At 56.4% G+C, this 12,946-nt stretch carries 16 protein-coding genes; 10 read left to right on the forward strand and 6 right to left on the reverse strand.

Features of this window, described 5'->3' with window-relative positions:
• Nucleotides 1-30 precede the first annotated feature (30 nt).
• From REA38_RS06410 to REA38_RS06445, 8 genes are all read left to right on the forward strand, one after another.
• Entirely contained in the window at nt 31-1,200 is a 1,170-nt protein-coding gene (locus tag REA38_RS06410; protein ID WP_060422386.1) for a phage tail sheath protein, read from the forward strand.
• A 12-nt stretch (nt 1,201-1,212) separates the two neighbouring features.
• Nucleotides 1,213-1,722 carry a phage major tail tube protein gene (locus REA38_RS06415; RefSeq protein ID WP_033641919.1) on the forward strand — a complete coding sequence of 170 codons (510 nt, stop codon included), beginning with the start codon at nt 1,213-1,215 and terminating at the stop codon, nt 1,720-1,722.
• Between the two features lie 64 nt (nt 1,723-1,786).
• Nucleotides 1,787-2,074: a phage tail assembly protein gene (locus tag REA38_RS06420; protein ID WP_033652960.1), complete on the forward strand. Its 288-nt coding sequence runs from the start codon at nt 1,787-1,789 to the stop codon at nt 2,072-2,074.
• Nucleotides 2,075-2,106: 32 nt separating this feature from the next.
• Nucleotides 2,107-2,229, forward strand: a complete 123-nt coding sequence (locus REA38_RS06425; RefSeq protein ID WP_033641916.1) for a GpE family phage tail protein — start codon at nt 2,107-2,109, stop codon at nt 2,227-2,229.
• A complete protein-coding gene (locus REA38_RS06430; RefSeq protein WP_308885383.1) occupies nt 2,222-4,315 on the forward strand; it encodes a phage tail tape measure protein in 2,094 nt (697 codons plus the stop codon). Before REA38_RS06425 ends, REA38_RS06430 begins: the two co-directional genes overlap by 8 nt.
• A 22-nt stretch (nt 4,316-4,337) precedes the next feature.
• Nucleotides 4,338-4,811 carry a phage tail protein gene (locus tag REA38_RS06435; protein WP_033652990.1) on the forward strand — a complete coding sequence of 158 codons (474 nt, stop codon included), beginning with the start codon at nt 4,338-4,340 and terminating at the stop codon, nt 4,809-4,811.
• Nucleotides 4,808-5,902: a phage late control D family protein gene (locus REA38_RS06440; RefSeq protein WP_060427200.1), complete on the forward strand. Its 1,095-nt coding sequence runs from the start codon at nt 4,808-4,810 to the stop codon at nt 5,900-5,902. The genes REA38_RS06435 and REA38_RS06440 overlap by 4 nt, the downstream gene beginning before the upstream one ends.
• Nucleotides 5,903-5,991: 89 nt before the next feature.
• On the forward strand, nt 5,992-6,219 hold the full coding sequence (locus tag REA38_RS06445) for an ogr/Delta-like zinc finger family protein (RefSeq protein ID WP_033637183.1): 228 nt from the start codon (nt 5,992-5,994) through the stop codon (nt 6,217-6,219).
• A gap of 143 nt (nt 6,220-6,362) precedes the next feature.
• Here the strand turns inward: REA38_RS06445 and rplS are convergent, their stop codons facing one another.
• From rplS to ffh, 5 genes are all read right to left on the reverse strand, one after another.
• Nucleotides 6,363-6,719 (reverse strand): 50S ribosomal protein L19, encoded by a 357-nt coding sequence (gene rplS, locus REA38_RS06450; protein WP_025301638.1) that lies wholly within the window; start codon nt 6,717-6,719, stop codon nt 6,363-6,365.
• 48 nt (nt 6,720-6,767) lie between these two features.
• Complete coding sequence (trmD, locus tag REA38_RS06455) at nt 6,768-7,535, reverse strand: tRNA (guanosine(37)-N1)-methyltransferase TrmD (protein ID WP_047569238.1); 768 nt, start codon at nt 7,533-7,535, stop codon at nt 6,768-6,770.
• Between the two features lie 52 nt (nt 7,536-7,587).
• Nucleotides 7,588-8,136, reverse strand: coding sequence for a ribosome maturation factor RimM (gene rimM / locus REA38_RS06460; RefSeq protein WP_049196875.1), 549 nt, complete (start codon nt 8,134-8,136; stop codon nt 7,588-7,590).
• 18 nt (nt 8,137-8,154) lie between these two features.
• Entirely contained in the window at nt 8,155-8,403 is a 249-nt protein-coding gene (gene rpsP / locus REA38_RS06465) for a 30S ribosomal protein S16 (RefSeq protein WP_004932501.1), read from the reverse strand.
• Between the two features lie 214 nt (nt 8,404-8,617).
• Nucleotides 8,618-9,979, reverse strand: a complete 1,362-nt coding sequence (ffh, locus tag REA38_RS06470) for a signal recognition particle protein (RefSeq protein WP_308885385.1) — start codon at nt 9,977-9,979, stop codon at nt 8,618-8,620.
• A gap of 169 nt (nt 9,980-10,148) precedes the next feature.
• On the opposite strand from ffh, the gene REA38_RS06475 reads away from it, so the two are divergent.
• Both REA38_RS06475 and REA38_RS06480 read left to right on the forward strand, forming a co-directional pair.
• Nucleotides 10,149-10,940: an inner membrane protein YpjD gene (locus tag REA38_RS06475; protein ID WP_033637181.1), complete on the forward strand. Its 792-nt coding sequence runs from the start codon at nt 10,149-10,151 to the stop codon at nt 10,938-10,940.
• Nucleotides 10,941-10,981: 41 nt separating this feature from the next.
• Nucleotides 10,982-12,271 carry an HlyC/CorC family transporter gene (locus tag REA38_RS06480; RefSeq protein ID WP_033637180.1) on the forward strand — a complete coding sequence of 430 codons (1,290 nt, stop codon included), beginning with the start codon at nt 10,982-10,984 and terminating at the stop codon, nt 12,269-12,271.
• 63 nt (nt 12,272-12,334) lie between these two features.
• On the opposite strand, the gene luxS is transcribed toward REA38_RS06480, so the two are convergent.
• Nucleotides 12,335-12,850 carry an S-ribosylhomocysteine lyase gene (gene luxS, locus REA38_RS06485; protein WP_019455133.1) on the reverse strand — a complete coding sequence of 172 codons (516 nt, stop codon included), beginning with the start codon at nt 12,848-12,850 and terminating at the stop codon, nt 12,335-12,337.
• Between the last annotated feature and the right edge of the window lie 96 nt (nt 12,851-12,946).

Genomic DNA, 12,946 nt, shown 5'->3' on the forward strand with positions numbered 1-12,946 from the left:
GTCATCACCAACCACAAACGGAGTAATGCTATGGGTGACTATCACCACGGCGTGCGTGTCCTCGAAATCAACGAAGGCACCCGCGTAATTTCCACCGTCTCGACGGCCATTGTCGGCATGGTTTGTACCGCAGAAGATGCCGATGCAACCCTGTTTCCTCTCAACACCCCGGTGCTGATTACCGACGTCCTGGCCGCCAGCGGCAAAGCAGGTAAAAAAGGGACGCTGGCGCGTTCGCTGCTGGCGATCGCCGAGCAGACTAAGCCGGTAACCGTCGTGGTACGCGTGGCGGAAGGGAAAGACGAGGCCGAAACCACGTCCAATATCATCGGTGGCGCCGATGAAAACGGTAAGTACACCGGCATGAAAGCGCTGCTGGCCGCTCAGGCCGAGCTGGGCGTGAAACCGCGCATTCTGGGCGTACCGGGCCATGATAATCAGGAAGTGGCGACCGCGTTGGCCGGCATCTGCCAGCAGCTGCGCGCTTTCGGCTATATCAGCGCTTACGGCTGTAAAACCGTGTCCGACGCCATCAAATATCGCGCCAACTTCAGCCAGCGCGAACTGATGCTGATTTGGCCGGACTTCATCAACTGGAATACCACCACCAACAGCAGCGACATCGCCTTCGCCACCGCTCGTGCGCTGGGGCTGCGTGCCAAGATCGACCAAGAGACCGGCTGGCATAAAACCTTATCCAACGTCGGCGTCAACGGCGTGAGCGGCATCTCGGCCAGCGTATTTTGGGATCTGCAAACCGCAGGCACCGACGCCGATCTGCTGAATGAAGGTTGCGTCACCACCCTGATCCGCAAAGATGGCTTCAAGTTCTGGGGATCTCGCACCTGCTCCGACGAGCCGCTGTTCCAGTTTGAAAACTATACCCGCACCGCGCAGGTATTGGCCGACACCTTGGCCGAAGCTCATTTGTGGGCGATTGATCGTCCGCTCACCCCGACGCTGATCCGCGACATGATCGACGGCATCAAGGCCAAGTTCCGCGAACTTAAATCCGCAGGTCTGATCATCGACGGTGACTGCTGGTATGACGAAAGCGCCAACGACAAAGAGACCCTGAAGGCCGGCAAGCTGTTTATCGATTACGACTACACCCCGGTACCTCCTCTGGAGGATCTGACTCTGCGTCAGCGCATTACCGATCGCTACCTGGCGAACTTCGCCGCATCCGTGAACAGCTAAGGAGACTGAAGCATGGCACTGCCAAAAAAACTGAAATACCTGAACCTGTTTAACGACGGCTTCAACTACATGGGCGTGGTTTCCTCAATGACGCTGCCGAAACTGACACGCAAGCTGGAAAAATTCCGCGGCGGCGGCATGAGCGGCGCAGCCTCGGTGGACTTCGGCCTGGATGACGATGCGCTGGTGGTGGAATGGACCATGGGCGGCATTGACGAACTGGTGCTCAAGCAATGGGGCCGCGTCGATGCGGTACCGCTGCGCTTTACCGGCTCTTTCCAACGCGACGATACCGGCGACGTCTCTGCGCTCGAAGTGGTGATGCGCGGCCGTCATAAAGAGATCGACAGCGGCGACTTCAAGCAGGGTGAAGATACCGAAACCAAAGTTTCCACCGACTGCACCTACTTCAAGTTGAGCATCGACGGCAAAGAGCTGATCGAGATCGATACCGTCAACATGATCGAAAAAGTCGACGGCGTAGATCTGCTGGCTGCGCACCGCCGCGCCATCGGCCTGTAATTTTTCACCTCAAACGGCCAGCCCCGCGCTGGCCCTCTTTTTCCGACTGAAAACTGGATACCCCATGGAACTGAATGCATCCCCGGAGAACACCGTCGTCCTGAATACTCCGATTAAACGTGGCGACAGTGAAATCACTCGCGTGCAAGTGACCAAGCCGAATGCCGGCAGCCTGCGCGGCATCGGTCTGGCCGCGCTGGCCAACGCCGATGTCGACGCGTTGATCACTATTCTGCCTCGGGTCACCTACCCGAACCTGACCAAGGAAGAGTGTACCCGTTTGGAACTGCCTGACCTGATTGCGCTGGCCGGCCAGGTGATCGGTTTTTTGTCGCCGACATCGGCCGAGTAACGGTCGAGCCTACTCTGACAGTAGATGACCTGATGGCGGATATCGCGGTGATTTTCCACTGGCCGCCGTCAGAAATGAACGGCATGACGCTGGCGGAGCTGATCGGCTGGCGCCACAGAGCGCTGCAACGTAGTGGAGTAAAAACAGATGAGTAACAGCAGACAGGAGCTGGAGTCACAAAACGAGATTGTCATCGGGCTTCAAGCGATAGCCAAGCAGAGCAAAGAACTGATGAGGCAGTTGCGCAGGCCTACCGGGGATAAAAACCTGTACAACAGTCTGGGACAGGATATCCAACGAGCAGAGAAAAAAGTCAAACATCTGCGCCAGCAGGAAAATGACATCGACGCTTTCCAAAAGACGAACCAGTCGCTGGCTGAAACCAATAAGTTGCTGGCAGCGTCGCGCAAAAAATCCGCCGCGCTGGCAATGCTGACGAAAGATCGCGAGCCAAGCCAGCGTTCCCGATTTATGAACAAAGAGATTGCGCAGGTCGCGGAGACGATAAATGCCCTGGAAAAGAAACGTGATCTCCTCGCCGCAATCGATAAAAGCCAGCGCCATCATCTTACCCAGCAAGGGATTAATCTAAAATCGCTCGGCAATGAGCGCAAAAATCTGCGTGACGGCAGAATTAATGCCGGCGCCGCTATCGTTACCCTAAAAGAACAACGGCAATTGATAGCGCAGGAGCGCTATCGATCCGCACAGGCAGGCAATCAAGCGCGCCTCGACAAGCTGGAAAAATTACGCAACACCAGCAGCGCAGGCTTTTCTGTCGCCAAAAGTGCCACCATAGGGGGAGCTAACCTGCTGGCGCCGGGAATCGAATTTGAAAAACAGCTTTCTCAACTGCGGGCGCAGCTGAATCTGGGCAAATCTGATCCGCAGCTCACGGCTCTCGAGCAGCAGGCTCGCGGTATGAGCCAATCCGGTTATACCCCGGATCAAGCCCTACAAGCGCAAACAGCGCTGGCAAAACAAGGGTTGAATGCCAAGGAAATTTTAACGGCTTCGCCCGCCGCACTGACACTCTCCGCCGCGACGGGCAGCAGCGTCAACGAAGCCACCGCAACGATGACGGAAATGCTGCACAGCTTCAATATGGGCTCCGATCAATTCGACCGCATTGCCGATGTATTGGCGCTGGCCAGCAATCAATATGGCATGGATATTCGGGCCGTTGGTGCGGCCATGAAAAGCAAAGCCACAACAGGTGTCGATATCGTCAGTGCGGCGCAACAGATTGCGCCTTCGGGCAGAGAGAAGCTCCAGGCCAACCAGGTTGCCGGCTCAGCGCAGCACTTGGTCACCGTCAAAGGCGACAATATGGATGGTGATATCCAAAAGCTTTTTGCCTCATGGGATAGCCTGAGAATCAACCTGTTTAGCGGCCAAAACGCTGCCCTGCGGGAACTGACCCAAACGGCGACAGAGTGGCTGGTGAAACTGAATATGTGGATAACCAATAATCCGGCGTTGGCCGGCACCTTGCTGCAGGTCGCCGGTGGGCTCACGTTATTGCTCGGCGGCCTTAGCGGCGTCAGCCTGGTCGCCACCCAGGTACTCTTAGGGTTCTCTATTATCAGCGGCGCGATCCTAAAGGCAGGGCAAGCCATGATGTGGCTAGGGCGGATAGCGATGGCCAACCCGCTGCTGGCCATTGTCGGCCTGGTTGCGCTTGCTGCTTTTACCCTGATTGAAAACTGGGACAAGGTCGGCCCCTTCTTTAGCCATCTCTGGGAGCAGATATCGGCAGGGTGTGAGGCGCTGAAGAATTACATTTCAGACACCATTGATGGCTGGATAAAACAACTGACGTCATTGACCGAATATCTTCCCGACTGGATGCAATTTGGCGATAAGAGCAGCACCTCTGGCAATGCCGAAAACGGCAGCGCCTGGTTTGCCGGCAAGTTCGATCGCGGGGGAGACATTCCTGCCGGACAATTCGGCATTGTAGGCGAAAACGGTCCTGAGTTGGTCAGCGGCCCCGTTCAGGTGACCGGCCGCCGCCATACGGCCGCCATGTCGGCGGCTTTACTGTCGCTCAGCGCGCCTGTAATGCCGGCCTCGCCGGTAGCAGATTCGCCGGTAACCCAAATCCAGGTTCCGTCGGTCACTATCAACATCACTGCCGGCGCCGGTCAGAATGAACAAGACATCGGCCGCGAAGTCGCGCGGCAATTTGAATTACTTGCTCATCGCCAGGCGGCAAATGCTCGCAGCCGGATGAGTTAATCATGCGAATAGGAGAAATATGATGATGCTGACCCTCGGCATGTTCGTTTTTATGTTGAAAACCGTGCCTTATCAAAGCATGCAACGCAGCGCCAATTACCGCTGGCCGACTCTGCCGCGCATCGGCCAGCGCCCTGCCGCGCAGTTTCTGGGAGTAGACAATGAGAAAATAACGCTGACGGGAGTCTTGGTACCGGAAGTGACCGGAGGGACATTGTCATTGATGGCGCTTCAGCTCATGGCTACCCAAGGCAGAGCCTGGCCACTGATCGAGGGCAATGGAACTATTCATGGGATGTATGTCATTGAAAGCATAGTCGACACGAAAACCCAGCTTTTTTCGAACGGCAGCGCGCGACAGATAGAATTTACGATCAATCTGATGCGCGTTGATGAATCGCTGATCGCCATGTTCGGCGATCTGCGCCAACAAGCCTCTGACCTTGCCGATAAAGCAGGTCAGGCTGCGGCGCGGCTCAGGGAGATGCTGCCGTGATCACGCAAACCCCCGTCCCTATTGGCGCGCTCATTGCGCCAGACTACGCCTTGTTTTTGCAGCAAGCAGACATCACGGAGGCTTTCCGCCACCGTCTGCTCTCATTGACGTTAACCGATAATCGCGGTTTTACCGCGGATCGATTGGATCTTGAGCTCGACGATGCGGATGGGCAAATCGCCATGCCCAAACGCGGCCAAACGCTCACTGTGAAGCTCGGCTGGAAAGGACACGCCTTGATCGACAAAGGCAAGTTTATCGTTGATGAAATCGAACATCGTGGCGCACCGGATAAACTCGTCATTCGGGCCCGCAGCGTCGACTTTCGAAACTCGATGAACGTGGCGCGAGATCATTCCTATCACGATCGCACCCTTGGTGACATCGTCAACGAAGTGGCCAACCGTAACCGGATGGGGCATACGCTGGCGGCAGGACTGGCAGAGATCAAAATCACGCATATCGATCAGTCTCAGGAAACGGATGTCGCCTTTCTTACCCGGCTGGCGACCATGAATGGTGCAGTCGCCGCCATTAAAAATGAACGCCTGCTGTTTCTGGTCCCAGGTTCTGGTCTAAGCATCTCGGGCAAACCGCTGCCGTCACTGACTTTGGAACGCAGCGATGGCGACCAGCACTACTTCAATGTGGCCGATCGGAACGCTTACACCGGCGTTATTGCCAAATGGCAAGATACTCAGCATGCCAGGCAACAGCAGATGACAGTACAACGTGAGGAAGGGAATACCACAGATGAAAATGCGGCTTCAAGCTATCTGGCAGGTGAAAGCAATAACGTTTTTACCCTGCCGACGCTCTACGCGAATAAAGAAAGCGCAATGCGTGCGGCAAAAGCGAGGTGGGCAAACATTCAACAAGGGAATGTGCAATTATCCATAAACCTCGCCGTTGGCCGCCCTGAGCTCGGTCCAGAAACGCCGATTCACCTGAGTGGATTCAAAGAGGTTATCGACAGACAAGCGTGGATCATAAGTCAAGTCGTTCACACGCTTAATGATCGAGGTTTCTCCACCAGCCTCGCATTGGATGTACTGACTCAACGCATGGAGTTTGCAATCACGGAGGGGTGATAATTCATTTGCATCTTAATCTTGCTTTTGCGAGTCAATGGGCTATTATAAGTCATATAACCTGATGTAGCAGAACGAGGGATTCAACTATGATGCACTGTCCATTATGCGGTCACGTGGCCCACACTCGCTCCAGCCGCTATCTGAGCGAGTCGACCAAAGAGCGTTACCATCAATGCCGCAACATCAATTGCAGCTGCACGTTCGCCACGCACGAGTCCGTCGCGCGGGTGATCGTCAAACCTGGCGATGACATTGTCCCGGCGCAGCCGCACCCGCCGGAGAGTCAGCATAAACAAAGCGCCGCCGCGCTGTAATGCAAAAAGCCTGCTTATGCAGGCTTTTTAATGTCGCTGCCAGGCGGCTAAGTCTCGCAAATGCGAGGTGATAGATTTTCCTGATAAAAAAAGGGGTTGGCATAATGCCAACCCCTGATAACTATTAACTTTTGGATGCAGCGTTAGCCAACGCGGTTCAGACGCTCTTTGATACGAGCAGCCTTACCAGTACGCTCACGCAGGTAGTACAGTTTAGCTTTACGAACGGCACCACGACGTTTCACAGCAATGCTGTCGATTACTGGGGAGTGAGTCTGGAATACGCGCTCAACACCTTCGCCGTTGGAAATCTTACGAACAGTGAATGCAGAGTGCAGACCGCGGTTACGGATAGCGATAACCACGCCCTCGAATGCCTGCAGACGTTTTTTGCTACCTTCAACGACCCATACCTTCACTTCCACGGAATCACCCGGACGGAATGCAGGTACGTCTTGTTTCATCTGCTCTTGTTCAAGTTGCTTAATAATGTTGCTCATAATATGTCTCTTACCCTAGGTAAACTGATATATCGGTCCCGTCTGATGTCAGACGTTTCCTTCATAGTCCTGTTGCCTGGCCTGATGTTCCCGTTGGAAATCAGCCAGCAACACCGCTTGCTCGTCAGTCAGAGCTAGGCTTTCTAGAAGTTCAGGTCTTCTAAGCCAGGTTCGGCCCAGCGACTGCTTTAAGCGCCAGCGACGTATCTCGGCATGGTTGCCCGACAGCAGAACCGGCGGTACTTCCATCCCTTCCAACACCTCTGGGCGGGTATAGTGCGGGCAGTCCAGCAATCCGTCGGCGAAGGAGTCTTCCTCCGCTGAGGCCTGATGGCCCAGCACACCCGGTATGAAACGGGCGACTGAATCAATCAGGGTCATCGCCGGCAGTTCCCCGCCGCTGAGAACGTAATCGCCGATTGACCATTCTTCGTCAATTTCGGTTTGGATTACGCGCTCGTCTATCCCTTCGTAGCGGCCGCACACCAGAATCATCTTCTGATTGGCCGCCAGTTCGCACACGCCGGTTTGATCCAGCTTGCGCCCCTGAGGTGACAGATAAATCACCTTTGCTCCCTCGCCTGCCGCTGCTTTCGCCGCATGAATGGCTTCCCGTAAAGGTTGCACCATCATCAGCATTCCCGGGCCGCCGCCGTAAGGGCGATCGTCCACGGTGCGATGCCGGTCGTAGGTGAAGTCGCGAGGACTCCAACACTGCACGCTCAGCAGGCCATTTTTTACTGCCCGGCCAGTCACCCCGTAATCGGTGATAGCGCGGAACATCTCAGGAAACAGGCTTACAATACCGATGAACACAAGCCAATCCCCTTACCGTTATTCCACTTGCTTCGACCGTTTGATCCGAGGGTCAAAAACCAGGATCCCAATCTGCCTCAATCACGCGGGCAGTGAGATCGACTTTCTTGATAACCTGCCCATGAAGAAACGGAATCAACCGCTCCTTCATGCCGAACGCATCTTTCAGGTTCGCTTTCACAACCATCACATCGTTCGAGCCGGTTTCCATCATATCGATGACTTTACCCAGCTCGTAGCCGGCGGTGGTGACTACCTGGCAGCCCATCAGGTCTTTCCAGTAGTAATCGTCACCCTCCAGCGGAGGAAGTTGATCTGAATCCACCATAATCTCGCGATTAGTCAGCAGATTCGCCGCGTCCCGATCGTCAATGCCTTTGACCTTGATGATCAGATCCTGACTGTGGCGCTTCCAGTCTTCCAACTCGATATGCTGCCACTGACCCGCCTGCTGGATAAACCACGGCTGATAGTCAAAAATGCTTTCGGCGTTCTCGGTGGATGAAAACACTCTGAGCCAACCACGAATGCCGTAAGCGGACCCCATTTTACCGAGTACAATCGGCTGCTTAGGCGCTACCGGTTTGAGTTGCTTGCTCATTGCCACCACCGCGACAGATTAAGCTGCTTTCTTAGCGTCTTTGATCAGCGCGTGAACGCGATCAGAAACGGTTGCACCCAGACCGACCCAGTGCTCGATGCGGTCCAGGTCCAGACGCAGTGCTTCAGCCTGACCGGAAGCGATCGGGTTGAAGAAGCCTACGCGCTCGATGAAACGACCATCACGAGCGTTGCGGCTGTCGGTCACTACTACTTGATAGAACGGACGCTTTTTAGCGCCGCCACGTGCCAAACGAATTGTTACCATAACATCCTCTTTAGTTAATAAAACAGCCGGGCCCCATTGAGGGACGGGGCCCGGTTGCAATATAAAAAGCCCGAAAATTTTACTCATTTTGGCGCAAAAAGCAATCTAAAGCGTCGATCGCAGGGGACAACTTTTGCAGCCTGTCAAATTTCGGGCGGTTTTCACCGCGAACGGCGAATGCTGAAAGCGCCCGCACTCGGCGTGCGGAGGCCTATCAGCGGCCTGGGAAGCCCGGCGGCATCATACCTTTCATGCCGCGCATCATCTTCGCCATGCCGCCTTTCTTCATCTTCTTCATCATACGCTGCATTTCGTCGAACTGCTTCAGCATGCGGTTGACGTCCTGCACCTGCATGCCGGCCCCCATCGCGATGCGGCGCTTGCGCGAGCCCTTGATGATTTCCGGTTTGGCGCGCTCTTTCAGCGTCATCGAGTTGATGATCGCCTCCATGCGCACCAGCACTTTATCGTCCATCTGCGACTTGACGTTGTCCGGCAGCTGGCCAGCGCCCGGCAGCTTGCTCAGCATGTTGGCCATGCCGCCCATGTTGCGCATCTGCTTGAGCTGCTCCAGGAAATCGGTCAGATCGAAACCGTCGCCCTTCTTCAGCTTGTTGGCCAGCTTCTCCGCCTGCTCGCGGTCGACCTTGCTTTCGATATCTTCGATTAGCGACAGCACGTCGCCCATGCCCAGGATGCGCGATGCCACGCGATCCGGGTAGAACGGCTCCAGCGCTTCGGTCTTCTCGCCCACGCCGAGGAACTTGATCGGCTTGCCGGTGATATGACGGATGGACAGCGCGGCACCGCCGCGCGCGTCGCCGTCGACCTTGGTCAGCACCACGCCGGTCAGCGGCAGCGCTTCGTTAAACGCCTTGGCGGTATTGGCGGCGTCCTGGCCGGTCATGGCGTCGACCACGAACAGGGTTTCCACCGGCTTGATCGCCGCGTGCACCTGCTTGATCTCGTCCATCATCGCTTCGTCAACGTGCAAGCGGCCGGCGGTATCGACGATCAGTACGTCGTAGAATTTCAGCTTGGCCTGTTGCAGCGCGCGATTGACGATGTCGATCGGTTTTTCTTTGACGTCGGACGGGAAGAAGTCGATGCCGACGCCTTCCGCCAGCGTTTCCAGCTGTTTGATCGCCGCCGGGCGATAAACGTCCGCGGAAACCACCAACACTTTCTTCTTCTGTTTTTCTTTCAGGAATTTGCCGAGCTTACCGACGCTGGTGGTTTTACCGGCGCCCTGCAGGCCCGCCATCAGCACCACCGCCGGCGGTTGGGCCGCCAGATTCAGCTCGGTGTTGACTTCGCCCATCGCGGCGATCAGCTCGCCCTTGACGATCTTGACGAACTCCTGCCCCGGCGTCAGGCTCTTGTTGACTTCATGGCCGACCGCGCTCTCTTTGACGCGGTTGATGAAGTCGCGCACCACCGGCAGCGCGACGTCCGCTTCCAGCAACGCCATACGCACTTCACGCAGGGTTTCCTTGATATTCTCTTCGGTCAGCCGCCCGCGGCCGCTGATATTGCGCAACGTGCGCGACAATCGATCGGTTAAATTTTCAAACATCGTCTCATGCTCAACGTGTGATGACAGGCCGCTCCGGCGACACAATTGCGCCGATGATAACACGAAGCGCGCCGGATCTCTGCCTCAGCGTTGGAGATAGGTTGGAGTGAAACGCGCGCAACGTTATACTGACACTCCAATTAACCACGCCGAAGCAAAATTAAACGCTATGCCAGTTTTCTCCATTGTGGCTTTGATGGCCTACCTGCTCAGCCTTGGACTGATCATTCCCAGCTTGTTGCGGAAGAACAGCGCATACCGTCGGCTTGCCCTCGTCTCGGCGGTGGTGGCGCTGATTTGCCACGCCATCGCGCTGCAGCAGCGCATCTTCGACGTCAGCGCCGGGCAGAATCTCAGCCTGCTGAACATTGGCTCGATCGTCAGCCTGATCATCTGTTCGGTCATGACCTTCGTCGCCTCGCGCGACCGCGGCTGGTTCCTGTTGCCGATCGTCTACAGCTTCGCGATGATCAATCTGGCCTTCGCCAGCTTCATGCCCGGCGAGTTCATCACTCACCTGGAGTCCAGCCCGGAATTGATGGTGCATATCGGCCTGGCGCTGTTCTCTTACGCCACCCTGATCATCGCCGCGCTCTACGCCTTGCAGCTTGCCTGGCTCGACTACCTTCTGAAAAACAAGAAGTTGACCTTTAGCGCCGACATGCCGCCGCTGATGAGCATCGAGCGCAAGATGTTCCATATCACCCAGATCGGCGTGGTGCTGCTGACGCTCACTCTGTGCACCGGCCTGCTGTACATGGATAACCTGTTCAGCAAAGAGAACGTGCATAAAGCGGTGCTGTCGATCATGGCCTGGTTCGTGTATATCGTGCTGTTGTGGGGCCATTACCATGAAGGCTGGCGCGGCCGCCGCGTCGTCTGGTTCAGCTTCGCCGGCGCCTTCCTGCTGACGCTCGCCTACTTCGGCAGCCGTCTGATTCAGCAGGTGATGGTGCGCTAAGCCGGCCGCCTCAACTTTCCCTCTCTATAAGGAATACTGCATTGGAGCATGTGTCGACGGGGACCCTCATCATTATCCTGGTGATCATGATCGTGGTCTCCGCTTACTTCTCCGCCTCCGAAACCGGCATGATGACGCTCAACCGTTATCGCCTGCGTCACCTGTCCAAACAGGGCAATCGCTCGGCGCGCCGTGTGGAGAAGCTGCTGCAAAAACCGGATCGGCTGATCGGCCTGGTGCTGATCGGCAACAACCTGGTCAACATCCTCGCCTCGGCGCTGGCGACCATCGTCGGCATGCGGCTGTATGGCGACCTCGGCGTGGCGATCGCCACCGGCATACTGACCTTCGCCGTGCTGCTGTTCGCCGAAGTGCTGCCGAAAACCTTCGCCGCGCTCTACCCGGAACGCATCGCCTTCCCCAGCAGCTTTCTGCTGGCGCCGCTGCAAAAAGTGATGTTCCCGCTGGTCTGGCTGCTCAACGGCATTACCAGTATGACGCTGCGCCTGTTCGGCATTCGCACCAACGTGCGCATCAGCGATGCCGTCAGCAAGGATGAGCTGCGCACCATCGTGCGCGAATCCCAGTCGCAAATCTCCCGGCGCAATCAGGACATGCTGATCTCGGTGCTGGATCTGGAAAAGGTGACGGTTAACGACATCATGGTGCCGCGCACCGAGATCGTCGGCATCGACGTCAACGACGACTGGAAATCGATCATGCGCCAGTTGACCCACTCGCCGCACGGCCGCATCGTGCTGTACCGCAGTTCGCTGGACGACGCCATCGGCATGCTGCGCGTGCGCGAAGCCTACCGCCTGATGACCGAGAAAAAAGAGTTCAACAAAGAGAACCTGCTGCGCGCCGCCGACGAGATTTACTTCGTGCCGGAAGGCACGCCGCTCAACGTGCAGCTGGTGAAGTTCCAGCGCAACAAAGAGAAGGTCGGCATCGTGGTCGACGAGTACGGCGACATTCAGGGCCTGGTCACGGTGGAGGATATCCTCGAGGAGATCGTCGGCGACTTCACCACCTCGATGTCACCCACGCTGGCGGAAGAGGTCACGCCGCAGAGCGACGGTTCGGTCTTGATCGACGGCACCGCCAACGTGCGCGAGCTGAACAAGGCCTTCAACTGGACCTTGCCGGCCAACGAGGCGCGCACCGTCAACGGCATGCTGCTCGAAGAGCTGGAAGAGATCCCCGAAATCGGCACCCGGTTGCGTATCGGCCATTACGATATCGACATTCTCGACGTGCAGGGCAACATGATAAAACAGGTGCGGGTCACGCCGATCACCTCGCTGCAGTCCAGCGTCGGCCATCACTGACCGCTGGCCAGAACGTAAAAAAGACGCGAAATCGCGTCTTTTTTTCTCTGCGGGAACTCGCGGCTAGATATGCAGTTCCTGCAGCTTCTCTTTCGGCAGCGCCAGCTCGTCGTTGTGGTTCACCACTACGTCGTTATCCAGGATGTGCTTGGCGATCTCCTGCGCTTCTTCCAGCGAGTGCATATGGTAAGTGCCGCACTGGTACTCGTTCAGCTCAGGGATTTTGCGCTGGTCGGTCACTTTCAGCACGTCGGCCATCGCCGCTTTCCACGCATCAGCTACGCGCTGCTCTTCCGGCACGCCGATCAGGCTCATGTAGAAACCGGTACGACAGCCCATCGGGGAGATGTCGATAATCTCCACGCCCTGGCCGTTCAGGTGGTCACGCATAAAGCCGGCGAACAGGTGCTCCAGCGTGTGAATGCCGCGCTCGGGCATCACTTCCAGGTTCGGGCGGCAAAAGCGCAGATCAAACACCGTGATGGTATCGCCGTGAGGCGTCTTCATGGTTTTCGCAACGCGGACAGCCGGGGCTGCCATACGGGTATGATCGACGGTAAAGCTATCCAGCAATGGCATTTCGCTACCTCCTCGTAAAAGAGCATTTATTTCGAAACTTTTTTTCCTAACCGGGAAACCTTTTCCAACCCTGCGAGTCTCAGTATCTGAAAGACG

This window comes from Serratia sp. MF1(2023), assembly GCF_030954545.1.
Taxonomy (GTDB): domain Bacteria; phylum Pseudomonadota; class Gammaproteobacteria; order Enterobacterales; family Enterobacteriaceae; genus Serratia; species Serratia sarumanii.

Bases quoted from the DNA above. Each gene is read 5' to 3' on its own strand.
- REA38_RS06410 (WP_060422386.1), top strand. From the start codon at position 31: ATGGGTGACTATCACCACGGCGTGCGTGTCCTCGAAATCAACGAAGGC.
- REA38_RS06415 (WP_033641919.1), top strand. From the start codon at position 1,213: ATGGCACTGCCAAAAAAACTGAAATACCTGAACCTGTTTAACGACGGC.
- REA38_RS06420 (WP_033652960.1), top strand. From the start codon at position 1,787: ATGGAACTGAATGCATCCCCGGAGAACACCGTCGTCCTGAATACTCCG.
- REA38_RS06425 (WP_033641916.1), top strand. From the start codon at position 2,107: ATGGCGGATATCGCGGTGATTTTCCACTGGCCGCCGTCAGAAATGAAC.
- REA38_RS06430 (WP_308885383.1), top strand. From the start codon at position 2,222: ATGAGTAACAGCAGACAGGAGCTGGAGTCACAAAACGAGATTGTCATC.
- REA38_RS06435 (WP_033652990.1), top strand. From the start codon at position 4,338: ATGATGCTGACCCTCGGCATGTTCGTTTTTATGTTGAAAACCGTGCCT.
- REA38_RS06445 (WP_033637183.1), top strand. From the start codon at position 5,992: ATGATGCACTGTCCATTATGCGGTCACGTGGCCCACACTCGCTCCAGC.
- rplS (WP_025301638.1), bottom strand. From the start codon at position 6,719: ATGAGCAACATTATTAAGCAACTTGAACAAGAGCAGATGAAACAAGAC.
- rimM (WP_049196875.1), bottom strand. From the start codon at position 8,136: ATGAGCAAGCAACTCAAACCGGTAGCGCCTAAGCAGCCGATTGTACTC.
- rpsP (WP_004932501.1), bottom strand. From the start codon at position 8,403: ATGGTAACAATTCGTTTGGCACGTGGCGGCGCTAAAAAGCGTCCGTTC.
- ffh (WP_308885385.1), bottom strand. From the start codon at position 9,979: ATGTTTGAAAATTTAACCGATCGATTGTCGCGCACGTTGCGCAATATC.
- REA38_RS06475 (WP_033637181.1), top strand. From the start codon at position 10,149: ATGCCAGTTTTCTCCATTGTGGCTTTGATGGCCTACCTGCTCAGCCTT.
- luxS (WP_019455133.1), bottom strand. From the start codon at position 12,850: ATGCCATTGCTGGATAGCTTTACCGTCGATCATACCCGTATGGCAGCC.